The organism is Streptosporangium sp. NPDC004631 (genome assembly GCF_053601935.1).
In genome coordinates this window covers 205,969-230,486 of the sequence record NZ_JBSGCR010000006.1, presented here as the reverse complement: position 1 = coordinate 230,486, position 24,518 = coordinate 205,969, and the positions used below count along the sequence as shown (strand labels likewise).

23 protein-coding genes are annotated in these 24,518 nt (G+C 71.0%); 4 read left to right on the top strand and 19 right to left on the bottom strand.

Annotation, left to right across the window (positions count from 1 at the left end):
* Positions 1 to 25 precede the first annotated feature (25 nt).
* From ACWEF2_RS08870 to ACWEF2_RS08845, 6 genes are all read right to left on the bottom strand, one after another.
* Positions 26 to 1,039 (bottom strand): enediyne biosynthesis protein UnbU, encoded by a 1,014-nt coding sequence (locus ACWEF2_RS08870; protein WP_453813294.1) that lies wholly within the window; start codon positions 1,037 to 1,039, stop codon positions 26 to 28.
* Complete coding sequence (locus ACWEF2_RS08865; RefSeq protein ID WP_453813292.1) at positions 1,036 to 2,976, bottom strand: FG-GAP repeat domain-containing protein; 1,941 nt, start codon at positions 2,974 to 2,976, stop codon at positions 1,036 to 1,038. The genes ACWEF2_RS08870 and ACWEF2_RS08865 overlap by 4 nt, the downstream gene beginning before the upstream one ends.
* A gap of 27 nt (positions 2,977 to 3,003) precedes the next feature.
* Positions 3,004 to 4,218, bottom strand: a complete 1,215-nt coding sequence (locus ACWEF2_RS08860) for a DUF1702 family protein (protein ID WP_453813290.1) — start codon at positions 4,216 to 4,218, stop codon at positions 3,004 to 3,006.
* A 138-nt stretch (positions 4,219 to 4,356) separates the two neighbouring features.
* Positions 4,357 to 5,397, bottom strand: a complete 1,041-nt coding sequence (locus ACWEF2_RS08855; RefSeq protein ID WP_453813288.1) for a prenyltransferase — start codon at positions 5,395 to 5,397, stop codon at positions 4,357 to 4,359.
* A gap of 57 nt (positions 5,398 to 5,454) precedes the next feature.
* Complete coding sequence (locus tag ACWEF2_RS08850) at positions 5,455 to 6,174, bottom strand: class I SAM-dependent methyltransferase (protein WP_453813286.1); 720 nt, start codon at positions 6,172 to 6,174, stop codon at positions 5,455 to 5,457.
* A gap of 25 nt (positions 6,175 to 6,199) precedes the next feature.
* Complete coding sequence (locus ACWEF2_RS08845) at positions 6,200 to 7,444, bottom strand: glycosyltransferase family 4 protein (RefSeq protein ID WP_453813284.1); 1,245 nt, start codon at positions 7,442 to 7,444, stop codon at positions 6,200 to 6,202.
* 286 nt (positions 7,445 to 7,730) lie between these two features.
* Here ACWEF2_RS08845 and ACWEF2_RS08840 point away from each other — a divergent pair, with 286 nt between their 5' ends.
* Both ACWEF2_RS08840 and ACWEF2_RS08835 read left to right on the top strand, forming a co-directional pair.
* A complete protein-coding gene (locus ACWEF2_RS08840) occupies positions 7,731 to 8,759 on the top strand; it encodes a GDP-mannose 4,6-dehydratase (RefSeq protein ID WP_453813282.1) in 1,029 nt (342 codons plus the stop codon).
* Positions 8,760 to 8,912: 153 nt separating this feature from the next.
* Positions 8,913 to 9,263: a hypothetical protein gene (locus ACWEF2_RS08835; RefSeq protein ID WP_453813280.1), complete on the top strand. Its 351-nt coding sequence runs from the start codon at positions 8,913 to 8,915 to the stop codon at positions 9,261 to 9,263.
* 167 nt (positions 9,264 to 9,430) lie between these two features.
* Here ACWEF2_RS08835 and ACWEF2_RS08830 read toward each other — a convergent pair whose 3' ends face one another.
* From ACWEF2_RS08830 to ACWEF2_RS08785, 10 genes are all read right to left on the bottom strand, one after another.
* Positions 9,431 to 9,763, bottom strand: coding sequence for a TraR/DksA family transcriptional regulator (locus ACWEF2_RS08830; protein WP_453813279.1), 333 nt, complete (start codon positions 9,761 to 9,763; stop codon positions 9,431 to 9,433).
* A 49-nt stretch (positions 9,764 to 9,812) separates the two neighbouring features.
* Positions 9,813 to 10,598 carry a rod shape-determining protein gene (locus ACWEF2_RS08825; RefSeq protein WP_453813277.1) on the bottom strand — a complete coding sequence of 262 codons (786 nt, stop codon included), beginning with the start codon at positions 10,596 to 10,598 and terminating at the stop codon, positions 9,813 to 9,815.
* Position 10,599: 1 nt separating this feature from the next.
* Positions 10,600 to 10,962, bottom strand: a complete 363-nt coding sequence (locus ACWEF2_RS08820) for a TraR/DksA family transcriptional regulator (RefSeq protein WP_453813275.1) — start codon at positions 10,960 to 10,962, stop codon at positions 10,600 to 10,602.
* A gap of 161 nt (positions 10,963 to 11,123) precedes the next feature.
* Complete coding sequence (locus ACWEF2_RS08815) at positions 11,124 to 11,495, bottom strand: hypothetical protein (protein WP_453813273.1); 372 nt, start codon at positions 11,493 to 11,495, stop codon at positions 11,124 to 11,126.
* Between the two features lie 252 nt (positions 11,496 to 11,747).
* Positions 11,748 to 12,953: a cytochrome P450 gene (locus ACWEF2_RS08810; protein WP_453813271.1), complete on the bottom strand. Its 1,206-nt coding sequence runs from the start codon at positions 12,951 to 12,953 to the stop codon at positions 11,748 to 11,750.
* A 290-nt stretch (positions 12,954 to 13,243) separates the two neighbouring features.
* Complete coding sequence (locus ACWEF2_RS08805; protein WP_453813270.1) at positions 13,244 to 14,236, bottom strand: Lrp/AsnC family transcriptional regulator; 993 nt, start codon at positions 14,234 to 14,236, stop codon at positions 13,244 to 13,246.
* Between the two features lie 118 nt (positions 14,237 to 14,354).
* Positions 14,355 to 15,029 carry a FadR/GntR family transcriptional regulator gene (locus tag ACWEF2_RS08800; RefSeq protein ID WP_453813268.1) on the bottom strand — a complete coding sequence of 225 codons (675 nt, stop codon included), beginning with the start codon at positions 15,027 to 15,029 and terminating at the stop codon, positions 14,355 to 14,357.
* Between the two features lie 37 nt (positions 15,030 to 15,066).
* The gene (locus ACWEF2_RS08795) at positions 15,067 to 16,086 is read right to left on the bottom strand and encodes an MBL fold metallo-hydrolase (protein WP_453813266.1); all 1,020 of its coding nucleotides are present in this window, start codon (positions 16,084 to 16,086) and stop codon (positions 15,067 to 15,069) included.
* A 159-nt stretch (positions 16,087 to 16,245) separates the two neighbouring features.
* Positions 16,246 to 17,403, bottom strand: coding sequence for a steroid 3-ketoacyl-CoA thiolase (locus ACWEF2_RS08790; RefSeq protein WP_453813264.1), 1,158 nt, complete (start codon positions 17,401 to 17,403; stop codon positions 16,246 to 16,248).
* Between the two features lie 101 nt (positions 17,404 to 17,504).
* On the bottom strand, positions 17,505 to 18,143 hold the full coding sequence (locus ACWEF2_RS08785; protein WP_453813413.1) for a TetR family transcriptional regulator: 639 nt from the start codon (positions 18,141 to 18,143) through the stop codon (positions 17,505 to 17,507).
* Between the two features lie 310 nt (positions 18,144 to 18,453).
* Here ACWEF2_RS08785 and ACWEF2_RS08780 point away from each other — a divergent pair, with 310 nt between their 5' ends.
* Positions 18,454 to 19,008 (top strand): Zn-ribbon domain-containing OB-fold protein, encoded by a 555-nt coding sequence (locus ACWEF2_RS08780; protein WP_453813262.1) that lies wholly within the window; start codon positions 18,454 to 18,456, stop codon positions 19,006 to 19,008.
* Positions 19,008 to 19,418: a MaoC/PaaZ C-terminal domain-containing protein gene (locus ACWEF2_RS08775; RefSeq protein ID WP_453813260.1), complete on the top strand. Its 411-nt coding sequence runs from the start codon at positions 19,008 to 19,010 to the stop codon at positions 19,416 to 19,418. The genes ACWEF2_RS08780 and ACWEF2_RS08775 overlap by 1 nt, the downstream gene beginning before the upstream one ends.
* 70 nt (positions 19,419 to 19,488) lie before the next feature.
* On the opposite strand, the gene ACWEF2_RS08770 is transcribed toward ACWEF2_RS08775, so the two are convergent.
* The 3 genes from ACWEF2_RS08770 to ACWEF2_RS08760 form a co-directional block, all read right to left on the bottom strand.
* Positions 19,489 to 20,589 carry a protein phosphatase 2C domain-containing protein gene (locus tag ACWEF2_RS08770; protein ID WP_453813258.1) on the bottom strand — a complete coding sequence of 367 codons (1,101 nt, stop codon included), beginning with the start codon at positions 20,587 to 20,589 and terminating at the stop codon, positions 19,489 to 19,491.
* Positions 20,590 to 20,756: 167 nt separating this feature from the next.
* Positions 20,757 to 21,701: a protein kinase domain-containing protein gene (locus ACWEF2_RS08765; RefSeq protein WP_453813411.1), complete on the bottom strand. Its 945-nt coding sequence runs from the start codon at positions 21,699 to 21,701 to the stop codon at positions 20,757 to 20,759.
* A gap of 681 nt (positions 21,702 to 22,382) precedes the next feature.
* Complete coding sequence (locus tag ACWEF2_RS08760) at positions 22,383 to 24,293, bottom strand: hypothetical protein (protein WP_453813256.1); 1,911 nt, start codon at positions 24,291 to 24,293, stop codon at positions 22,383 to 22,385.
* Positions 24,294 to 24,518 lie beyond the last annotated feature (225 nt).

The following is a 24,518-nucleotide window of genomic DNA, read 5'->3' as shown; positions in this document are numbered from 1 at the left end:
GTTCGAACTCGGGCCTTCGGACGGTTCACCGCTGGACACCCGCCGGGACGTCGGCGTGACCGAGCGCGGGAGCGGGGGAGGGGGAGGGGGCGGGAACGGGGATGGACGTGGGGACGGCGGGTGGGCGGACGCGGGACAGTGTGGCCAGGTAGGCGCCCCGGCAGGCACAGACGATCACCAGGGAGAAGAGCAGCCCGTAGACGAGGTGGAACTGGACCAGCAGCCCGTAGACGGCCGCCGTGGCCAGGCCGAACCCGATCTGGTTCCGGGTCCCGGCGGGAGTCGTACCGGGGTCGGCGATCACGTAGACGGTGTGCAGGACGAAGGCCACGCCGGTCATGGGCAGCAGGGCGCTGATCACCGAGATGTCGCTCAGCGCGCCCCGGACGAGCCCCTGCAGGACGAACCCGCCCGTCCAGCCGAGGATCAGCGGCAGCCTCCCGGTCAGCTTGGCGTGCACCGTCGTGCCCAGCACCAGCAGGACCAGCGGCACGATCGCGTCGAACGGCCCCGACACCCGTTCGGTGAACTGGTAAGGCGGCGCCGTGCCGACCCACGGGAACAGCAGGAGCACCGCGCAGGTGCCGAGGGCCACCGGGTTCAGGTAGTGCCTGCCGGGCACGCCCTCGCCGGGACACGCCCCGCCGGGCGCGCCTCCGCCACCGGGGCGTGACCGGCCGGGCATTCCGACCCGGAAGACGTACTTGCCGCCGACACCGATCAGGACGGCCAGCGCGACCGGCCCCAGGTGGGCGTCGCCGTACAGCAGCATCGCGCAGAGCAGGCCGTCGATGGAGCACGGCAGGAAGAAGTCGACCGTCCGGCCGGCCCGCCTGCCCAGGTAGCGGACCCGGCGCCCGCGCGCCCACGCCTCCACGGTCTCCAGCACCAGCTCGGTGGTCACGCCGGTGGCCACGCCCACGAGCGGGGCCAGGTACGCCTGCTCGAAGCCGAGCAGGCAGTGTCCGAGGACGGTCGTCGCGGTGAGGGATCCGGCGAACCGGCGTAGCGCCCTGCTCCGTCTCTGCGCGGGGGTCATGGCCGCTCCATCTCCGAAGCGCCTCCGTCGGCCAGCAGGATCTGATGCCAGCCGGGTTCCACCGACAGTGACGCGGTGCGCGGGACGCCGCAGGCGTCCCGCCAGGACACCTCCACGGGGAACGGCCCGCTCCCCGCGCCGCCGCCCAGGCCGAACAGCAGCTCCGGCGCGGAGACGCCGTTGTGCCCGTTGGCCGGGTAGAGCTGCCGGGCGAGCGTGGCCCCACCGGGCACGCGCACTCTGGCGACGGCCCCGATGGCGGGTCTGGTCGGTGCGGGACGGTTCAGGCCGGCGGGCGCCGCCGCGGTGCGGGCCGGTGCGGGCCACATCAGACCGGCCGCATGGCAGGTGCCGGCGGGCAGTCGCAGTCGCAGGCCCACGAAGGGGGCGGTGACCCCGTGGTTGCGGTAGAGCGCCGACCCGGCCCACTGGTTGGCGACCGCGAAGTCCAGCCGTCCGTCGTCGTCCACGTCACCGACGGCGAAGGCCCGGCTGACCGTGTCGTCGCCGACCCCGGCCCTCCGGGCCACGTCCACATAGCGGCCGTCCGTCCCCCTGGTGAGGAAGCTGTCGACGTCGTGGCCCGACAGGTCGTCCCCGGCTCTGATGTTCGGCCAGAGCGCCGGGTTGGAGAGGGCCAGGTCGTTGGAGACCGCGGCCTCGTGTAGTTGCGCCCACCGGTCGACCTCACCCCGGACGAACCCGGTCGCATGCATGATCTCGTCGCTGCCGTCGTTGTCGAAGTCGGCCGCCTTGACATCCCACGACCAGCCGGTACGGCTCAGCCCCAGCTCCTCGCCGTGGTCGTCGTAGGGCGCGTGGCCCTCGTGCAGTCCACCGGGCAGGGAGAGGAAGGCGAAGTTGCCCTCGTGCAGCCCGTACTCCTCGGTGGTGTTGCTGACCAGGATGTCCGGTATGCCGTCGGCGTTGAGGTCGGTGAAGGCGACCCCTCTGCTCTTGAACGAGTCCGTGCCGACCACGTTGGACCTGGGGGTGATCGGGTGCCGGGTGCCCCGCGCCTCCCGGAAGGCGGCCCTCCCGGGCGTCGACTCGTTGACCAGCAGCCGGTCGGGGCCGAAGTCGTTGGCCACGTACAGCTCCGGCCTTCCGTCGCCGTCCAGGTCCTGGGCGCCCAGTGCCAGCGTCCAGCCGGTGCCCCCCACCTCGTCGAACACCCCCTCCGCCTCGGCGAAGGTGGCCGGTCCCGTCGCGAGGTACAGCCGGTCGGGGCCGCCGTCGCCGGCGTTGGACATCGAGCCGGGCATGACGGCGTCGCCGTGGTCGCCGGTGTCGTCCAGCACCCTGACGCCGTCCGGGAAGTAGTTGCCGAAGACCAGGTCGAGGCGGCCGTCGCCGTCGAAGTCACCGGCCGTGGCCGCGCCGGTGTTCCAGACCTCCGGTGCCGGGGTCAGGTCGCGGTGGCGGAAGGCGGCGCCGGAGAGCGGCGTCCCCGGGACGCGCAGGAACAGTGAGGGGGAGCGGCCCCAGTAGTAGACGACCAGGTCCTGCCAGCCGTCCTGGTCGAGGTCCGCGGGCAGGCAGCCCATCGGGGCCTGGTACGGCCCGCGCCCCGGCGCGGCCAGGGTGAAGGGCCGGTAGCTCCGGGGCGTTCCCGGCGCGGGGCCGACGGTCACCGTGTCCCGGCGCGGGTCCACCAGGCAGACGTCGTCGGAGACGACCTCGTTGTCGGCGTCGAACAGCGCGACCCCCGCGCCCGTCGACGAGATCCAGGCCCGGATGTTCTCGTAGCCGGGCGCCACCGGCCGCAGCCGCCTGTCACCCGGCCTGTCCGCGGGGCCGAGCGGGTCGGCGACGAAGGAGAAGCCGGTGATCTGGTCGGCGGTCGCGGGGGGACCGGGCGGTGCGGTCAGCCACCATCCGGCGGTGGCCGCCACCAGGGCGAGAGCTCCCGCCGCGTGCTTGCGAACCCCTGACATCGCTTTCACCGCTCCTTTGAGCTGTGGTCATGAATCGCGGTTGCGCCGTGCCCAGGTCTTTCTGATCCCCGCCCGCCAGGTCTGGTAGTGGTCGCCGCTGTGGGCGTTGTGGCCCAGGGCGATGAGCGCCGTGTCGGTCCAGTGGCCGGCCTCGTCCACCTCCACCCCGCAGAGCGCGGGCGCCGCCGCCACCGTGTGCTCGGGCACGATCCCGGAGATCAGCCGGGAGGCGCAGGCGAAGGCGCCACCCTGTACGAGGTGGGCGCGGAAGCCGTCCTCGGCCGCCGCCGCGCTCAGCCGCTCCAGCTCCGGGACGCCCGCGCCGCCGGTGTACACGGCGGCCAGGCCGACACCGCTCCACAGGTCGGCGCGGCGCCCCGCCGGGAACTCGGCGATGCGCAGGATGACGTCCTCGACGTTCGCGCACTCGTGGAACCAGAGCATCCGGCCCACCCCCTGGTCGAAGATCGCCCGCCGGGTCCGGTCCAGCAGGCCGACCGTGCGCTGCCGCCCCACCGTGCGGTCGGCGGCGAAGAAGCCCCGGTGGAAGCCGAAGCCGTCGAAGGCCAGCCAGCGCAGCAGCGGGTGGACCGAGCGGATGCCCCACATCGGCCGCATGCGCAGCCGGGCGTACGCCCAGCCGGTGCCCAGGTGGATCAGGTGCGGATAGCGCATGCCCTGCCCGCTGAGCAGGTTTCTCAGCCGCCGCCCACCGGTGACGGTGAGCACGTCGAGGGTCGCGCAGGCCATGCCCGCCCCCTCGTAGGCGAACCCGCGCAGCTCCTCGTGGAGATCGTCGATCCGCTCGGCCTCACCCGCGATCACCGCGTTGTAGCCGGCCATGCACGCCTGTCCCGCGGTCTCCAGCCGTGCGCGGGCCGGGCCCAGCCGGAACCGGCGCGGCCCGAAGCCGACCTGGGCGAGGTCCTGCCAGAGCAGGCCGGTCAGGCCGCGCGGCCTGGTCAGCCTCAGCTCCGCCGGGCCGTGGGGCCGCGGGACGACCGAGCCCGGTGTGCCGCCGGACGCCTCTTCGGGGGCGGACTCGGGCTCGGGGTGGGAGGCGTCCGCCGTGCCGGGGGTGCTCTCGGGGTGAGGGGTGTCCGCCGTACCGGGAGAACCCTCGGGGCGCGGGGCGCCCGGTATGTCGGCGGTCTGCTCGGCGGCGGGGATCCTCCGTGTCTCGGCGGCTGTCTCAACGGCTGTCTCGGCAGGTGTCCCGGCGGGGTCCGCCGCGACGGACACCCTCTCGCCTCCGTCACTCCGAGCTACTGTTCCGGTGCCCTCCGCATCGCTCACAGGCTGAACGTAGTGAGCCGTATCCGGCCCTTCAAGTACCGCGTTCCGGATCCCTGGCAAAGAAACCGCAGAGGCCCCGGGGGGTCAGGCCCGTGAACGGGTGTGGCTGCAGCCACAGTCGGAGGTCGGACGGTCGGCCACGTACGCGCCCGCGTCCCGGAAGAGGCCCGAGGCCGGGGTGTGGCCGTACAGCGCGTCGGCGGCGAGCACGACGGCGGCGGCGGTGTAGGCGGAACGCTCGTGCGGGAACCACTTCTCGTTCACGAACTGCCAGCCGGTCCAGTAGGAGCCGTCCTCGTGCCTGAGGTGCTGCATGTCGGCGAAGAGCCTCAGTGCCCGTTCCCGGTCTCCCACGGCGTCCAGCGCGAGCGCCAGCTCGCACGACTCGGCGCCGGTCACCCACGGCTGGTCGGAGACGCAGCGGATGCCCAGGCCGGGTTCGGTGAAGGTGTCCCACTCCTCGGCCAGCCGGGCCAGGGCGGCCGGGCCGCGCACCGCGCCGCCCAGGACCGGGTAGTACCAGTCCATGGAGAAGCGGCTCTTGTCGGCGAACGCCTCCGGGTGGGCGGCGACCACGTGGCCGAGCCGGTCGGCCGCGACCTCCCAGTCGGGCTGCGGGTCGCCCAGGCGCTCACCGAGCAGCACGCCGCTCCGCAGCCCCTGGTGGATGGAGGCGCAGCCGGTCAGCAGGGCGTACTCGGCGGGCCTGCCGTCCGCGGTGCGCTCCCAGACGATCTCGCCGCGGGTGGTCTGCAGCCCGACCACGAAGTCCAGCGCGGACCGGACCACCGGCCACATCTCGCGGGCGAAGCCGACGTCCCCGGTGACCAGCAGCTCGTGCCAGACCCCGACCGCGACGTAGGCGGCGTGGTTGGACTCCCCGTTGCGCTCGGCGGCCTGGCCGCCGACCAGCCTCATCGGCCAGGCGCCGTCGGCCCGCTGCGTGCGGGCCAGCCAGTCGTAGCCCCTGCGGACCGGTCCGGTGAGCCCGGCCACACCCATCGCCATCAGGCACTCGACGTGGTTCCACGTGTCCACGTGCCCCTCGGGCCACGGGACGCCCCCGTCCGGCTCCTGTACGGCCGCGATGCTCCGGGCTGTCTGGACGACCTGCTCCCATCTCACCGGTCGCTCACCGCTCCTCGTCCGCCGCGCGGGACGTCCCGTTCCCGCGATCCTCGTTCACCGGTCCTCGGGTTTGCGGGCGTAGAGCACCACGCTCTTGCCGATGAGCGGGTTCAGCACCGCCTCGGCGATCCGGGTGACGGCCGGGCGCCTCATGATGTCCCAGACCAGGAGCTCGTGGTACGCCTTGGCCAGCGGGTGGTCGTCGTTACCGACGCCGACCGCGCACTTGATCCACCAGTACGGCGCGTGCAGGCCGTGGGCGTGGTGGTGCGGGCCGACCCTCATACCGACGGACTTCAGCTTCGCGCTCAGCTCGGCCAGCGTGTAGATGCGGACGTGCCCCCCGGGGGCCGTGTGGTACGCCTCGTCCAGCGCCCAGCAGATCCGCTCCGGCAGGAAGCTCGGCACCGTGACCGCCGCCAGGCCGCCGGGCTTGAGCACCCGGAGGATCTCCCGCATCGCGGCCATGTCGTCGGGGATGTGCTCCAGCACCTCGGCCGCGATCACCCGGTCGAAGCTCGCGTCCTCGAACGGCATGCTCAGCGCGTCGCCGGTCACGGTCTCGGCCATGGCGCCCCGGGGGACCTCGCCGGCGTCGTCCATGGCGGCGAACATGTCCGCCACGCCCTTCAGCTCCGTGGCGTCCATGTCGAAGGCCACCACGTCGGCGCCCCGGCGCAGCACCTCGAACGCGTGCCGTCCGCCGCCGCAGCCCAGGTCGAGAACTCGCATGCCGGGCCCGACGGGCAGCAGGCCGAAGTCGACGGTCAGCACGTGCCGCTCCTTGTCGGGTGATCTGTCACGGGGCGCCGTGTGCCTTGATGGCCTCGCGGTAGGCGTCCACGGTCCGCTGGGCGACGACGGTCCAGGTGTAGCGCTCCATGACCCGGTCGTAGCCTCTGCGGCCGACGGCCGCCCGCTCCTCGGGGGAGTCGTGGAGGCGGCGCAGTACGGCGGCCAGTTCCTCGGGGTCGCCGGGGGCGACCTGGATCGCCGCGTCGCCGACGACCTCGGGCAGCGCCCCGGTCCGCGACGCCACCAGCGGGGTGCCGCAGGCCATGTGCTCGACGGCGGGGAGGGAGAAGCCCTCGTAGAGGGAGGGCACGACCGAGATCTCCGATGTGGCGATCAGGTCGCCCAGCTCGGTGTCGGAGATGCCGTGCACGAACGTGACCCGGTCGTGCAGGGAGAGTTCGGCGACCAGCTTCTCGGTGGGGCCCCCGGGGGTGGGTCTGCTGACCACGGTCAGGTGCACGTCGCGCTCGGTGGCGAGTTTCGCGACCGCCCGCAGCAGCGTGGCGACGCCCTTCATCGGGGAGTCGGCGCTGGCCACCGCGACGATCGAGCCGGGCCGCCTGGGCATCTCCGGGCGCGGGTGGAAGTAGCGGGTGTCCACGCCCAGCGGGATGAGCCGCATGTTGGCCTGGGGCACGTTGAAGTCGCGGTGGATGTCGGCGAGGGAGGACTCGCTGACGGTCAGGATCGGGTTCAGCCTGGGCGCGACCTTGGCCTGCATCCGGACGAAGCCGTACCACCTTCTGAGCGAGAACCGCCTGCGCGGCGGCGCGGCCTTCAACTCGATCCGCCGGTCCACGCTGATCGGGTGGTGGATGGTGCCGACCACGGGGAACAGCCTCTGGATGTCGAGCAGGCCGTAGCCGAGCGTCTGGTTGTCCTGCACCACGTCGAAGTCGCCGACGCGCCCGCGCAGCTCGCGCCGCGCCCGCAGGGTGAAGGTCAGTGGCTCGGGGAACCCGCCGGTCCACATGGTCGCGACCTCCAGGCCGTCGATCCAGTCGCGATACTCGTGCAGCCGAGGGGTGCGGAAGGGGTCCTCGTCGCGGTACAGGTCCAGGCTGGGGACCTTGTTGAGGATGACGCCCTCGTCCAGATCGGGGTACGGCTGGCCGGAGAAGACCTCGACGTGGTGCCCGAGGGCGACCAGCTCGCGGCTGAGATGACGGAGGTAGACGCCCTGGCCCCCGCAGGTCGGTTTGCTGCGGTAGGACAGCAGCGCGACCCGCAGTGAGTCCGCACCCGGCACGGCAACCCCTTCCTCACCCTGCCCGGAAGGGGACAGGTACCGTGAAAGATGACCTTAGTATTCGGACCATACCATTCGGTAGGTCACTTCCAGCCGATCTGGAATTGTTCCTAAAGTCACCCTCACCGTGCCCGAACTGCAACGTTGAGCTAACCGAGCGTGGTTCGGTGAAACGTGTTCTAACCTTGCGGTAACCGACATGGTGCCCATCCGGGGCATGGCGATACATTCGCGATCACAGGGCACATGTCACATGAAAGTTCCACCCAGCAGCGAGGAGGACGCGTTGGCCAGGCGCGCACTGATCACCGGTATCACCGGGCAGGACGGTTCCTATCTGGCCGAGTGCCTGCTCGACCGGGGGTACGAGGTCTGGGGCCTCGTCAGGGGCCAGGCCAACCCGCGTGTCTCCCGGGTGCGCAGGCTCCTCCAGGACGTCCAGCTGGTCCGCGGCGACCTGCTGGACCAGGGGTCGCTGATCTCCGCCGTGGAGAGGGCCCGGCCCGACGAGGTCTACAACCTGGGCGCCATCTCGTTCGTGCCGATGTCCTGGGAGCAGGCCGAGCTCACCGGCGAGGTCACCGGCATGGGCGTGCTGCGCATGCTGGAGGCGATCAGGGTCTGCTCCGGCATCTCCTCCTCCAGGACGGCCGCGGGCTCCGGCCAGATCCGGTTCTACCAGGCGTCGTCCTCGGAGATGTTCGGCCAGGTCCGGGAGACCCCCCAGACGGAGGTCACCCCGTTCCACCCCCGCTCGCCGTACGGCGTGGCCAAGGCGTACGGCCACTTCCTCACCCAGAACTACCGCGAGTCCTACGGGATGTTCGCGGTCTCCGGGATCCTGTTCAACCACGAGTCCCCGCGCCGGGGAGCCGAGTTCGTGACCCGTAAGGTCTCCCTCGGGGTGGCACGCATCAAGCTGGGCCTGGCCGACGAGCTCCGCCTGGGCAACCTGGAGGCCCGCCGCGACTGGGGTTACGCGGGCGACTACGTCCGGGCGATGCATCTGATGCTCCAGGCCGAGCGGCCCGAGGACTACGTGATCGGCACCGGCCGCACCCACACCGTCCGCGAGCTCGTGGCGGCCGCCTTCACCGCCGCCGACCTCGACTGGGAGCGCTACGTGGTCACCGACCGGTCCCTGCACCGCCCGGCGGAGGTGGACCTGCTCTGCGCCGATCCGAAGAAGGCCCGCGCCGAGCTCGGCTGGGAGCCCTCGGTCTCCTTCGAGGACCTCGTCGCCATGATGGTCTCCTCGGACGTCAAGCTGCTGTCCGACGGCGGCGACCCCGACCAGGACTCCTCCTGGCCCTGACCTTCCTCCCCTCTCCGGTCTTACCCCTCCCGCGGAGGGTCCTGTCCGCCCTCTCGCTGTTTCATTACCACAAGTAGCGGAAATGTAGCGTTGGGTAACAGTGTGGGGGTGGTGCTTTTCGCGGCCATCCCCCCGATGAGAGGCAGAGCAGACATGACCGAACAGCTGGTGCGGATCCCCATCGTCGCCGCGGGTTCCGCGGACGCCGCCATGCTCGCCGAGGGCACCTACCACCTGTACTGGTACGGGAAGGACTACAAGAAGACGCGCAACGAGGCCCGCGCCTTCGCCACCGCCCAGGGGGAGGGGCGTCAGCTGGCCGACATCCCCTCCGACGTGTGGCGCACCAGCGCCGCCACCTACCTCGACGGCCCGGCGTGGATCTACTCCTGGAAGGGTGACCACTACGGCGAGGACAACGTCGTGCTCCACCCCAACGGGTCGATCGGCACCATGGAGGACGGAAGCCGGAAGCTTCCCTTCCTCATCAGCTACATCGACTGAGCGGCGGTTCCGCCAGGCGGCGCCGCGCCTTCGCGGGTTCCCGGAACCGGGAACCCGCGAAGGCGCGGCGTCCGTCCCCGGCGTGACGGCCGGGTGGACACGCGCGCCGTCGGCCACCGGGGCGGCGCCCCGGGCGGCGGTGACCGGCGGCCGGGCCAAGCGGGAGATCAGCCGCTCTCGTGGCGGCGCTGACACTCCATGCAGAAGCGCGCCAGGGGGCGGGCCTTCAGCCGGTCGAAGGGGATGCCCGAGCCGCAGCCGTCGCAGCGGCCGTAGGTCAGCTCGGTGATGTTCTTCAGGGCGTTGCGCAGGACGGCGGTGTTCCGTTCGGCCGAGACGATGTCGGCGAGCAGGCCGGGCTTCGCCGAGACCTCCACGGCGTCGTCGCCCACCGCGGCCTCCAGTTCGGCCAGCTGCTTGGTCCACCGGAACAGCTGCTCCTCCAGCTCCTCGCGGATGGTGTCGAGCTGGACGCTGCTGAGGTGAATATCGGAAATCATGGTATTTGAGTCCTTTCGGAATGTCGGCAGAGACGTGGGATGGGAACCGTCAGGGCCGGTGGGAGGCCAGCAGCCGGGACAGGCCGCGGACGGTGGCGCGGGCCGGGTCGGGCGCCACGCTGACGCTGACGCGCAGGGTGGAGCAGAGATACCGGGCCAGGCCGGGCCGGGTGGCGCCCCCGCCGGTGATGAGCAGGCCCCCGTCGCGGGCCCCTCGCCGGATGGGGGCGGGGACGCGGTCGACGAGATCGGTGACCATGGCCGCGACCCGGGTCAGCAGGTGGGCGGGCACGCCGGTGGCCTTCCCGGCGTGGAACTCCGTGATGATCTGCACGGAGCCGGTGTCGACGACCCGGCCGCGGCTGATCACGGCCGCCTCGATGATCCCGGCACCCATGTCCAGCAGGATCCGCGGGCGCGGATCCGCCACGTTCATCCCGCTGCCGACCGCGGCGGCCAGGGGTTCCTCCACCACCGCCACCGGGCAGCCCGCCACGTCGTGCACCACCGCGACGGCGGCGTGCCGCTCGGACTCGGTCGCCGCCACCGGCACGCCGAGCAGGATCCTCTCCAGCGGGGCGGCGCCCCACCCGCTCCCGGTGCGCAGGACGCGACCGGCCAACCTGGCGCACGCGGGCGTGTCGGTGACCATGCCGTGCCGTACCGGCCACTGCCATCGCGTGTCGGGTACGGCGTCCGCCGCGCCGTCGCCCGGCTCGGCGGAGCCGTCCGGCACGGCGGAGGGCTCGTCGATTAGCGTGTCACTGCCGGAGAACAGCAGCCTGGTCCGCGCGGTGCCCAGGTCGAGGGCGGCGTGCCTGCTGTGATCGATCACGTCATCGCCTCCCCGCGTCGTGACAGACGGCACAGTGCCGGGCCTGCGGGATACGTCGCAGCCGGTCCAGCGCGATGAACACCCCGCACCGCCGGCAGGTGCCGTAGACCCCGAAATCCAGCCGTTCGACGGCCGCCTCGATCTCCGCGACGGCGGTCCTGGCACGCTCGACGCGGCCCCAGGCCAGCGGGACCGGCTCGCCCTCGGAGGGAGGCCCCGGCACGGGCCCGTCCTGGACGAGGGAGTCCCGCTCCGCCCGCGCGGCGGCGAGCCGCTCGTGCAGGAGCAGGCGCAACTCCTCCAGCTGCGTGGTGTGGCGCCGGTACTCCGCCAGCAGCCCGCTTGTCGATCTGATGTCACCCATGACGACATCGACTCCTTGAATGACTCGCTGATGGCATGAGCCGACTGAGGGCCGCCATCGTGGAAGCCGGATCCCACGTGCACGCCGGTGCCCGGCACCGCATGCCTGGAAGGCCTCGATCGAGCCCGTTGCTCGACGGAGGCCGGGAAAGGGAAAGGAGCCTAGGAGGAGGGTGGGCTGCGCGGGGTGACGACCCGCTGGACGTCACGCCTGGGGGTGGCCGCGGGGCCCGTGGAGAGCCAGAGGGACGACACCAGGACGAGGGCCGTCACCGTGGCGCCCACGGCCGGCAGGGAGCGGAGCTGCCCCGGCATCGGCAGGTGCTCGGCGCCGCCGGCCAGCAGTCGCGGCGCGGTCGACTGCTGCGCGCCGTCGCTCTGGGGAACCCAGAGGCTGGTGCCGGAGTCGGTGGGACCCCATCCGCCGGAGGGCCAGAAGGAGGGGGCGACGGCGGTCAGGACGACCACGAGAACGAGACCCACCACGGCCGCCGCCGCAGTGGGCCTGCGTGTGCCCCACCGCGGTTCCCTCATCACCCCGACCATAGTCCACCCCTCGCGAAACGGCACTTCAGACGACGGCCGACATGGGGAGCGACGCCGTCCGTACGGCCGGCACCGGACACGCCCCGGGGACGGCCCGATGCCCGTACGGTCCCGAAAGCCTTCTGTGGTAAGGGTTCCCGGGATTTCGTCGTGGGAAGCGTGTGAAGCCCCGGAAACCCCGAAAGGGGAGAAAACGCAGGATCGACTCGCGTCGGGTGACGTCCCGGCGGTGGCGGTCCGTCAGGTGGGGGTGACCGGCAGTTCCTTGATGCCGTTGATGAAGTTGGAGCGGAGGCGGCGGGCCGGGCCGGCCTGGGCCAGGTTCGGCATCCGCTCGGCCAGGACCTCGAAGAGCACCCGGAGCTCCAGTTTGGCCAGGTGGTTGCCCAGGCAGAAATGGGCTCCGCCGCCGCCGAAGCCGATGTGCGGGTTGGGGCTGCGGCCGATGTCGAAGACGTCCGGGTCGGGGAACACGTCCTCATCCCGGTTGGCCGAGCTGTAGAACACCACGATCTTGTCGTTCTCCTTGACCTCCTGGCCGCCGATCACCGTGTCGGTGGTGGCCGTACGGCGGAAGAGGTTGACGGGGGAGACCCAGCGGACGATCTCGTCGGCCGCGGTGGCGGAGAGCGCGGGGTCGGCCACCAGGCGCTCCCACTGCGCCGGGTGCTCGAAGAAGGCGAGCATGCCGCCGGAGGCCGCGTTGCGGGTGGTCTCGTTTCCCGCGACGACCAGCAGCAGCACGAACAGGTCGAACTCGCTTTCGTCGAGGGTCTCGCCGGCGGCGTCGGGCATGAGCAGCTTGGTGACGATGTCCTGGCGGGGCTGTTCACGCCGTTCGGCCGCCAGCGTGTTGGCGTAGGCGTACACCTCCGCCGCCGCGGCCTGGCCCGCGGAGGGGTCGGAGGCGTAGTCCGGGTCCTCGGCCCCGATCATCTGGTTGGACCAGGTGAAGATCTTGTCACGGTCCTCGACGGGGGCGCCGAGCAGCTCGCAGATCACGTACAGCGGCAGCGGAGCCGCGATGTCGCGGACGAAGTCCACCGAGGGGCGGCCCCTGGCCTCGTCCACCAGTCCGTGGCAGATCTCGCGGATGTGCTGTTCCAGGGCACCCATCATGCGCGGGGTGAAGCCCCGGTTGACCAGGGAGCGCCGCCGGGTGTGCTCCGGCGGGTCCTGGTTGAGCATCATCATCCGCTGGAGTTCGCGCTGATCCTCGGGCATCTCGTTGAAGAGCGCCAGCCTCCTGCTCGACGAGAACAAATCCGACCGGCGCGAGACGTGCACCACGTCGGCGTGTTTGGTGACCGCCCAGAAGGGGGGCCAGCCGCGGTCGGCGTCACCTTCGTGCAGGTAGACCGGCGCGCCGGCCCGCAGTCGGCGGAACTGCTCGTGCGGCGCGCCGTCACGCGCGTAGACGTCCTGGTCCACAAGGTTGATGTTCATGTGTCGGTGGTCCTCCTAGGCGAACCGTACGCGCATCCTCCCGGGGTCACGGATGGAGCCGGGACATGATCGCCTGACCTTCTCGAACCGCGAGGCGCGCCTCGTCGCCGGATGCTTGATCGAGTTGTGGGCCGGAGGCTTTCTGAAACGTGTTCTATTATGCTTCGGCGGACGAGTCAAGGGGACTCGCCTTTTCCGTCCGCCCGGGACGGGGGCCGGCCCCTCGTCGGGTCCATGCCGGCTCCGTGCCGGTTCCCTGCCGCGGGCGACCGGCGGCCCCCGTGTCCCGGCTACCCGATCGGGCCGGCCCAGCGGTCCGAGCGGCCGTTTTTCTTGATCATGAAGCCGCGCTTCAGCGGCAGGAGCATCATGCTCGTCTCGATGGCCCGTATGCCCGGCAGTCCGCCGACCTCCCGTAGGAACTCGTACAGCTCGAACCGGCCGGCCACGGCGACCTGGGCCACGATCTGGTGGTCGCCCGCCACCGCCACGACGTATCTGGCCGGTGCCAGCCCGGCCAGCGCGTGCCCCACCGTCTCCACCTCGCGCTCGGCCACCCGGAGCCAGAGGGCGGCCTCCACCGGCAGCCCGAGGTAGCAGGGCTCGATCTCGGCGCGGATGTGCAGGACGCCCCGGCGGATCAGCGAGTCCAGCCGGCGGCGGGCGGTGGACTCGCTGATCCCCGCGACGGCCGCGATCTCGGCGTGGGTGGCGCGGCCGCCCGCGGACACCGCCGCGATGATCCGTTCCTCCTCGGCGGAGGGCGTCTCCCCGGCCCGGCCAAGGCGTTCGGGCAGCGGGGTCCACGGCTCGCGCAGCCCCTCGGCCTCCTGTGGGGTGAGCACGTCGAGGTGCCACTCGTGGGGGGACTTGAAGTATCGCAACGCGGGGTAGGTGACGCTCTCCACCACCCCGTCGATCGTCGGGACGTCCTGGAACAGCAGATCCGTCAACACCTCATCGGAGGCCGAGAGCTCCGCCGCGCAGTCCACCGAGCCGGAGAACAGCGAGACGAACCGGGTCTGCGGCAGCTCGGCGAGCGCCGTGCCCACGCCGACCGCCGACCCGGGACGGCAGCGCAGCCGCAGCACGGCCGAGCCCATCCGCCGGTCGTCGACCAGGCTGATGATGGAGAGCACGCCCGTTTCCATCAGCCGGGTGGCCCGTCTGGCCACGTTGCGGGTCGACTCGTTCAGCACTCTGCCGATCCGGTCCCAGGTAGCCCGTCCGTTTACCTGGAGGGCGGCTACCACCCGTAGGTCGGTTCCGTCGAGCGCCTGCATGGGATCATCCTCGTCGTCGGGGAATTGGTCCGCCCCAAGCGTACGACTTTGTGATCTTTTCCGATGTGTTATCCGGTCAGGTGCCGTCACGTTATCTGGTCAGGCAAACGTGAGCCGGTTAGGCAAGTGCTTCGCGGAGCCATTCCTCGACCCCGGCGATGTGAACCGTCGCCCAGGCGCGGGCCACCTCGGGCTGGCGGGCGGCGATGGCGTCGCAGATCGCGGTGTGCTGCTCGCGGGTCTTCTCCATGGCGTTCTTCTGGCTGAGGCCCCGCCAGATACGGGCCCGGGTGGTCGGGCCCGCCAGGCTCTCCACGAAGGAGCAGAGCACCGCGTTGCCCGAGCCCGCCGCGATGCGGTGGTGAAACTCCAGGTCGCCGGCGACGAGCTGCTCGATGCTGGGGTCCTCGGGCAGCGAGTCGAGGATCTTGCGCAGATCGGCGATCTCGGACTCGGTCATCCGCGTCGCGGCCATCGCGGTCGCCGCCGGCTCCAGGATCCGCCGGACCTGGAAGAACTGCAGCACGGTGTCGTCCTGGTGGAAGTCCACCACGAACGCCATCGCGTCCAGCAGCAGCCGGGGCTCCAGGCTGGTCACGTAGGTGCCGTCGCCCTGGCGCACGTCCAGCACGTTGATCAGGGCCAGTGCGCGGACGGCCTCGCGCAGGGAGTTGCGCGACAGGCCGAGCCGCTCGGCCAGGTCCGCCTCCTTGGGCAGCCTGCTGCCCGGGGAGAGCTCACCCGAGAGGATCATTTCCTTGATCCTGTCGATAGCGGTATCGGTGACCGCCACACTTCACCATCCTCGAAGGGGCTCAGACATCGGATGTCTAGGAGTGTACGGCGAAGCGAACCGGATCCACCCCCGGGATGCGGCGGATCGCACCCCGGACCTCCAGGGTACGCAGGTGGGCCGCCGCCTCTCCGGCGGCCATGCCCCGCAGTGTCGCCGGCAGCTCCGCCCAGGTCCGGTTCCAGGTCATCCGGGAGGCCGCCTCCCAGATGGTGAGGGGTTCGCCGGCCTCGGCCAGCAGGGCCGCGAGCCGTACGAGCTTCTCCTCATGGTGCGCGCCGATCGCCTCGGCCCGCGCCGCCGTATCCTGAAATATCCATTCATGGGCGGGCAGGGCGGCGAGCGCGCCCAGATCCGACACCTTCTCCAGCGACTCCAGGAAGTCGCTGAGCGGGTCCACGTCGGTGCGGTCGTAGGGATAGATGCCGATGTGCGGGGTGATGCCCGGCAGCACGTGGTCCCCGGTGAACAGCCGGCCGGACTCCTCCAGATGCAGGCAGATGTGGCCGGGGGTGTGACCGGGGGTCCAGACCGTGCGGAGCCTGCGCCCGGGCAGGTCGATCAGGTCGCCGTCGCGGAGCTCCAGATCGGGCAGGGCGGGCGGCGGCTGCCGATGCGCGGCCGCCTCCTCGACCTCGGCCGCGGTCGCCCCGGCCCGGCGCAGCATGCCGGCCCGGAGATCGCGGTGGGCGCCGTCCTCGACGTCGCGCATGCGCCTGATCAGCGCGATGTCGGCCTCGTGCATGGCGATCCACGCTCCGGACTCCTCCCGGACCCGCCCGGCCAGCCCGGCGTGGTCGGGGTGGAAGTGGGTGACCACCACCCCTCGGACCTCCCGGACGTCCACACCGGCGGTGGCCAGCCCGTCCCGCAGGGCCAGCCAGGCGTCCGGATGGTTCCAGCCCGCGTCCACCAGCACCGGCCCGGCGGGTGACTCGATCGCGTAGACCAACGTGTAGCCGAGCGGGCTGCCGGGGATCGGGACGGGAACGCTCCACACTCCGTCGCCGACGTCGGCCGGGCGCTGCTCGCTGTACGGTCTGCGGAGGGATTTCACGGGGGCGCTCCTGCTTCTCTGCTCTTCTGTTTCGCCGCGCCGCCGCGTGTGTCCCGTGCGCGCCCGGCGGGATCCGATGCCATCCGCGCTCGAACTAGAAGGGGCGCGGGGTGCGTCCTCAGCGGGTCCGCCGGGGGGCCTCGCCGCCCGCGACGGGTCTCACAGACGCTCAAGAACGGTGGCGGTCGCCAGGGCGCCGCCCGCGCACATCGACACCAGCGCGGTCGACGAGTCCGACCTCTCCAACTCGTGCAGAGCGGTGGTGATCAGCCGGGCGCCGGTCGCGCCGACCGGGTGGCCGAGCGCGATGGCGCCGCCGCCGGTGTTGACGCGCTCCATGTCGGGTTGGTGCACCGACGCCCAGGAGAGGACGACCGAGGCGAACGCCTCGTTCACCTCGAACCTGTCGATGTCCTCGACGGTCATGCCGGTGGCGGACAGGACCCTGGCGGTCGCGTCCACCGGCCCGTCGAGGTGGTAGTACGGCTCGGCGCCGACGAGCGCCTGGGCCAGGATGCGGGCCCGGGGGCGCAGGCCGTACCGGGTGGCGGCCTCCCGGCTCATCAGCAGCACCGCCGCGGCGCCGTCGGAGATCTGCGAGACGGTGCCCGCGGTGTGCAGGCCGTGCTCACCCGTCACCGGGCTGAGCATGGCCAGCCCTTCCATGCTCGCCTCGCGCAACCCCTGGTCCCTGTTCACGGTGAGGCTCTCGCCGGTCGGCTCGCCGTTCTCGCCGAGGACCGGCGCGGTCACCGTGACGATCTCCCGGTCGAACCGGCCCTCGGCCCACGCCTTGGCGGCCAGCCGCTGGGACCGGGCGCCGAACCGGTCGAGCCGTTCGCGGGTCAGTCCGCGCCGCTGCGCGATCCGCTCGGCGGCGACGAACTGGTCCGGCAGGTCGATGGACCAGTCGTCGGGCCGTGGCCTGGCCGGGAGCACGTTGCTGCCGAGCGGTACCCGGCTCATCGCCTCGACGCCGCAGGCGATGCCGACGTCGATGACGCCGGACTGGATGAGGGCGGCGACCAGGTGCACGGCCTGCTGGGAGGAGCCGCACTGCGCGTCGAGCGTGGTCACCCCCGTCCGGTACGGCAGGCCCGCGTACAGCCAGGCGTGCCGCCCGACGTGCCCGCCCTGCTCACCCGACTGGGTGACGCATCCGGCGAACACCTGGCCCACGATCGCCGGGTCGATCCCCGCCCTGTCCACCAGGCCGGTCAGCGCCGTGGCGAGGAGCGCCTGGGGCTTCAGCCCCGCCAGCCGGCCGTGGCGCCTGCCGATGGGGGTTCGCACGGCTTCGACGATCACTGCACCCATACAGATCTCCTCGCCCGGTGGCCCGGAGTCCGCGAGCCGGTCCCCTGGCACGCTTTCCAGAACGTCGCTCTGGTTGCCTTCGGTTGAGACAGTAACGGGTTCTAATTTGAGGTGGAAGGAGGGGGTTGGAAATCGGCGAGCAGCCGGACGGCGGCGATCTCGATGCGGCACTGGATCTGCTCGTACGTGCGGCGGCCCCGGAGCATCTCCAGCAATTCGTGCACCCAGATGCTCGCCAGTGAGCCGACCAGGGCGTACTGCTCCTCGGTGGCCGTCTCGGCGCTGGGCTTCCCCCCGGCCACGCGTAGCAGCAGGTCCGTCATGCGGTCTCCGAACGGGGCGTCCACCTCGGCCAGGATCAGCGAGCGGATCAGCGCGTCGGCCAGCTCGGGCTCGCGCATCAGGCCGCGGGTGGCGCGCATCAGGACGTCCACGGCGCGTCCGGCCGCGGTGGTCGCGCTGGGCGGGCGGCGCTCGATGCTCCCCTCCAGCAGGTCGATCTCCTCGCCGACCACCGCCACGACCAGATCCATCTTGGAGGGGAAGTAGCGGTAGAGGGTGCCGAGGGCGACCCCCGCGCGCTCGGCGACGGTGCGCATCTGCATGGCCTCGACGCCGCCCCGGGAGGCGAGCGCGGCGGCGGCCTGGATGATGCGCCTGCGCCGCTGGTGCTGGCTTCTGGTGCGGACGCCGGTGGACGCCGGTTCGCTCTGCGCGCCGGGCGCGCCCCCGGTGGTGATCTCTCCGGCGCCGTCCTGGGCCACGCCGTCCTGGGTCGTGCCGCCCGGGACGAGGGTGCCCGGAACGGGGGCGCTCGGGGACACGTCGCCGGGGACGGCGGGACCGCCGGCGACGCCGGAGGCGCTGGGGAGGTGCGAGGCGGCCGATGCCCCGGTGGTCGCATGCGGGGTGGGCATGAGAACACGTTATCTGATTTTCGGATACGCCGACGGGTTACTGGTCAGTCACAAAGACAGTCCATCATTACATGTCACACGCGTTATGGCCCTTTATCCCCGCCTTTCGTGCCGGTCCACCTCTGGGCAGGTAATGGAATCTGTTCTATTTTTCCAGACGGCTGGCCTGAGCCGCGTCTCCGGGCTCGCCGCGACCGACACCGAGGTGGGGCTGTTCGTGGCCCAGATGCTTTTCCGGGTACTGAAATTTCGCCCGGGGGAGCGGAAAACCCAGTCCGAGGTCGGCAAGCCGTATCCGCTGCGGCCCGCGATCAACGAGGACACCGCCTTTTTCTGGGAGGCTGTGTCGCAGGGCGGGTTCCGGATTCAGGGCTGCGCCGACCGCGGCGAGCTGCGACACCCGCCGGGTCCGGTCTGTCCGTCGTGCCGTTCGGTCAACCGGGCGTACGTCGTGGCGAGCGGCGAGGGCGGCGTCTACAGCTTCGTCGTGCACCACCATCCCCCGGTTCCGGGGCGCGAGGCACCCTTTGTGGTTGCCGTGGTGGAACTGCCGGAAGATGTGCGGATAGTGGGCGGCGTTGTGGACTGCCCACCTGGAGAAGTGGGTATCGGTATGCCGTTACATGTGACATATCGCCAGATGAACGACGGACTGATCCTGCCGATGTGGGGCCCCAGGGAGTCGTGATGTGGACACTTGCCGAAGAGCGGATCGGGGTCGGCGCGGCCCTTCCGGACCTGACGATCGCCCTGACCCCCACCGTGATCGTCTCGACCGCGCCGGCGACGATGGACTTCACCCCCGTCCACCACGACGTCGAGAGCGCCCGCGTACAGGGGGCGAAGGGCATCTTCCTTAACATCCTCACCACCATGGGTCTCGTCGAGCGCTACGTCACCGACTGGGCCGGCCCCGAGGCGCTGATCCGGGGCATCAACGTCAAGCTCGGCGTTCCCGCCTACGCGGGCGACACGCTGACCTTCTCCGGCGCCGTCGCCGCCTGTGACGACGGCGAGTTCACGGTCCAGGTCCGGGGCGCGGTCAGTCTCGGCGACCACGCCTCCGGCACCGTCCGCTTCGCCCTCCCCGGCCACTGACCGATCCCCCTCGGTCCGTAACCGTGCGGACACGGACCGGATGCGGGCCGGGTGGCCGCGTGGTCCCGGCTCACCCGTCGATCCGGCGGTATTCGAGCCGCCTCCAATCCCAGCCGTAGCCGGTGACCTCGGTTACCCTGGCCACGGCGACCGTGATGTTGGTGGCGACGCAACGCCGGTAGGCGGCGTCCAGGAGCGCGCCGGCGCACAGGTGGGGTGGGGTCTCGAAGTTCCGCCGTATGACCGCCTGGACCTCGGAGAACGACAGCGCGTCCGCGAACCCGGCCGTGGCGATGACGACCAGGGCGCCGGGGGTCGCGGTGAAGGTCTCCGCATCCCCCTGGGATCCGTGGTGCGCGCTGGTCGCCCGACGGGCCGGGTCGTCCTTCGACACGTGGACGTTGGCCAGCATTCGTCCCATGTCCGGCTGCGAGAAGACGTAGATGACCCCGTCACCCGCCTGGGCGAAGGTCAGCATCCACACGTCGTCGACCTGGGAGATCGCGGCGACACTCAGATGCGCGCCCAGCTCCTCGGAGGTCTCCGCGCCACCTGACGCGTCCCGCAGCCAGTCGTCGGCGATGTCCAGGCTCTCCTCCAGCGACCGCACCGGATCAAGGGGATCTCGCGCGTGCCCGGAGACCACGGCTCCCAGTGCCAGTGCGGACGCCCGGCGGCCCTTCCCGGTGTCGGAGATCCCGTCGGCGACCGCGATCAGCTCGTCCTGCAGGAGAAAGCCGCCGGTGTTCTCCCCGTACTCGCCGCCGTTCGTACGGCCGGCGGCGTCGAAGTGGAGAGTTCTGAAGGGAAGCGGGCCACCCCAGTCGGGGAAGCCCGGCAGACCGGGAAGGGGGAGCAACGATGCCTGGCCTTTTCCTCCGACGGGGCCGTCGTTCTTCTCACGGACCCGTGGCACGGTGGGGGTGGACGAGAGGTTCGGAGTCCGTGCCCGGTGTTCCCGATCCTGTCCGGCCTCTTTTTTCCGGCCGGTCTCGGGAAGGGGCGGGGCAGGGTCCGGAAGCGGGAACTCCGGCGGCGGGGTCACCTCACCGAGATGGAGGTCCGGCTTCTTGCCCTTGAAGACGGCTCGGTTCCATAGGGCGATATAGGCCGTGACCCCGCCGATCAGCGTCGCTGTGATCGCCACTGATGTCGCGATCAGATAGAACATCGTTCACCTCCCGGCTCGATGTGTGGTCTCCCTGTTATCAGCGTTGTCACCACTGTTGTTCCGGGGTGTGCGGCGCTGTTTCGGATGTGCGCCGTGATACCTCGCGGCGCATACCCGCCTGTCAGGACTTTCCGGCCGTCTGCCATCCGTCGTCCGCTCGGTGACCTTCAGCTTCTTCCCGAGGTGAGGGTGGAGGCGCCGGTGACGTCGGAGGGGCTGTCACCCACCTGCTCGGGACTGGCGAACCGCTCCGTCCCGCCGGGGACGACGGCCGACGTGGCCTCTCCCGCCTCGTGCGGCCGGGAGATCCCCCAGTCGACGACCCCGATGTCGTCCGGGCCGTCCAGCACGACGTTCTCGGGCTTGACGTCGAGGTGGATGATGTTCTTCGTGCTCGCGGACTCCAGCCCGGCCAGGACCTGATCCAGGACCCACACGCTCCACCGGAGAGACACCCGGCCGCCCCGCTGCCGGACATACGGATTGAGGCTGCCGGGTCGGTAGTGGGGAGAAATAAGGTGGACGGCGCCGGAACGCCGATCCTCTCCGCAGTCGACGACCTCCCCGATATTCGGGCCTTCCAGTCGCATTCCGTGGACCTCTCTCAGGAATGTACGGTAGTGCCGGTGAGTGCTTGAGGCATTGTGAAACACCTTCGCCACCATTGAACGTTCGGGGTCCGTGACATCATAGGCTCTGTAAAGCACGCCACAGGCACCGGGATCGGCCTCCAGTCGCGCGTACACCGTCCAGCGCCCGCCGAGCACCATTATCGGCGTCCGTTTGGAGGACTCCGGCGTGGGAAACGTGCCGGAGTCCTGCGCCTGATCCTTTGACGGTGTCCGATCCTTGAAAGTGAAGTCCCTGGCGGGCGGCCACAGTGGCATCTTCGCCGTGCCCGCGCCGACCGGATTCCGATAGTGGCGTGGCGCGTTTTTCTTCTGCGCGCACCCCCACTCCTCAAGAGCCGCCCTGTGGACCTCGTGCATGACCTTCAGTTCGTGATATCTAAGGCAATAATTGTGCCGGTTGGCCTGTTCGGTCAGTTGTGCGTCGAAAATGCCTCTCTGTTTCAGTTCCCGCACGATTCCACGGAGGCGTGCGTCGTGCACCGTCAACCCGATTCCTGCTTTGAGTGGTACGGGGGCCAGGTCGATGCCGAGCAGGAGCACGGTCAGCGGAATTCGCCAGAACAGGACCTCGGCGTTCTCCCGCGTGATCTTCAGGAGGGCCCGCTCCCGATCCAGCGGGTCGACCCCGCGGCCCGCTGGCATGTCGCGTTCGCCGCGATCCCTGATCCGATCCCCGCGCCGGGCGCCGGTGAGGTGGTCGGTGTGGACCGGGGCGTGACGGCCGGCGCCGCGTTGTCCGCGGGTGAGCTGCTGAACGCGCCCGCTCCGCGCGCGGCACGTCGCCCGGGAGAGCCCAGGAGTCAGCCGGTGCACCGTCATCATGGGCCGCCCTTCGTGGTCTCGGGTGCGGCTGCCTCACCTCTCTATCGACATGGCGAACCGATCCGTCCAGGCGGATGATGATTTTTTACGAGAAGTAGGAATGGCCTCCGAGAAACGCGACACTTTCCCTATTTGGTGTCATATCTATGCGTATGGGATTTAGCTGAAAAATTCTCACATTCCCCACCCGGGAGCCGCACCCACCCCGAGCCGCTCATACGGGGCCGCGCCGCGCAACCTACTGAACGTCCATGTGAACCCGCTGCCTCCCCCGTGCCGTGGCGGCGGTGCGCCGGGCTGCCGCCGCCACGGGAGACGGGCCGGGACGGCCCGGCGGGTTCAGGGGGTGACGATCGTCGGGACCGCGAAGAAGACGAGCATCGCGATGGCCACGCAGATCACGCAGACGATGAACCCGAACAGCTCCCACGCCCAGTCGTGCTGCTGTCTGTCCTGCGTGATCCGGCCATCCGGCCGCTGCCTCTTCGGCCTGCGCTTGTGATGCGCTCGTCGGCCCATCCGCGCGGGGCGGAGGGAGGTCACCGTCATCTCCGGCGTGCCTGCCGGCTCTTCCGGCGGGTCCCCCGCCCACGTGTTGTCCGGCTCCGCCTCGCTCGCGTCGGCCGCTCGCGTCGGATGTGACGCCCGGTGCAGCCCCGGCCGTTCCGTGTGCGCGGCCCGGTCGGTACCCGGCACGTCCGGGGGCGCCGAATGCTCGGCGCCTGGCCGTTTCGCGTGCCGGGCACGGTCGCCGGGGACGGGAGCGTCCAGTTCGTCGGCTCTCAGCGGCCAGTCGGACAGGAGCGGGCGCGAAACCTGGGCCTCCAGGTGGCCGGGGGCCGGGCCCTCCAGTTCCTCGGCCGGCAGTGGCCAGTCGGCCAGGGCCGCCTCTCCGTGGGACTCTCCGTGGGACTCCGCCCCGTGGAACGCCTCCCGAGACTCTCCGGAGGCCTCGTCGTCTCTGGGAGCGGCCGCGACCAGCTTGTCGGCCCGGGTCCGGGTCGCGGGGACGAACGGCTGGAACAGGTCCGGCGCCGCGGAAGCGGCGTCAAGCGCGTCCGCCGGGGCGCGGGGGGTCTCCTCCGGCGGGCTCGCGGTGGAGCGGGAGGAAGTACCGGGCGACTCCGCGGGAGTGCCGGAAGCCTCCCCGAGGGGGTCCGTGGAGGTGCGCGGAGCCTCGCCGGGCAGGCCGGCGCGGGTGTGCGGAGCCTCGTCGAGCAGGTCCGCCGGGACCGGGGCCGACAGTGGCCGCGCCCCGCGGGGCTTCGGCCGCTGGAGCTTGCGACGGGGAAGCCGGGGAGCCACACCGTCGAGCGCGTTCAGCACCGAGTCCTTGAGTTTGGGCATCGGTTCGGTGACGGCCTCGTGTGCGGAGACCACCTCGGGGTCGGGCGGGGAGAAGGGGTCCGGGAACCGGTCCGGCGCGGCAGGGAAGGCGGGGAAGACGTCTCGCGGGGAGGAGGGAGCCGGGAAGAACTCCTGAGGGGGGTGGCTCGGCGGGAGGTCCGGCGGGGAGAACACGCTGGTGCTGGTCAGCGCGTCGGTCTCGGCGAGCGGTAGCGGCCAGGCCGGGGAGGTCGGCCACAACGGCTTGAGCGCGGTGAGCGACACGGGCCGCGTGATCCGCGCGGGCCGGCTGGAGGGGGAGAGGGCGGCGGGAGCCGTACTGTGGTGCGCTCCAAGCAGAGCGCTACGCAGTGCCGGGGAGGGAACGGCCCAGGGGGCGCGGACGAGCACGTCGCGGATCGGGGCGACGCGCAGCGCGCCGAACACGTCGGCCAGGTGGTCCGGTACCCGGGCCGAGGCCAGGGCCAGCTTCAGGGACTGGGCGAAGCGGCGGCAGGCGCTTACGGTCAGCTCGTCGGCGGTGTCGGCCGCCACGTCGAGCACCCAGGACAGTTCGGTGACGTCCATCTCGCACACGCCGGTGAGATACAGCACCTCGCGCTGGTGCGGGCGCAGGTCGCGCACGACTCGCTCGACGAAGGCGGAGATCGGATCGGCGCCCGGGGTGGGCGGGATGTAGACGACGTCCTGCTGCTGGATCTCGCGGCGGGCGAACGCGTAGAGCGCGGCACGTGGCGGTTCCACGTCCGGGACGTCGGACAGGACGGCCGACAGCACCGCGGAGGCGGCGCCGGAATCGCCGAGCTGGTCGTGGCAGTACGCGAACAGCCCGGCGGCGTGGCGGTCGTAGAGCTCGGCGATCAGTTCGCCGCGCGAGCGTTGACCGAGGAGCGGTGGGGTCACGAGACCGGTTCCTCTGGATTCGAGCGAACGTGGTGAAGACGAAGAGTGAGGGCGTGAGGCCCGTGGTGTGTGTGCGGCTGGAGGGGTCGCTGCCCACGATATGGGTAATCGTGTCGAGCTGTTGAGGTTCTGCGCACTATTGAGTGCCCATTTGATAGATATCGCGCTACCCTGGGCGGCTTGGTCGGGGCCGAGGGGGGCAGGCCGGGAATGACCGCTATGGGG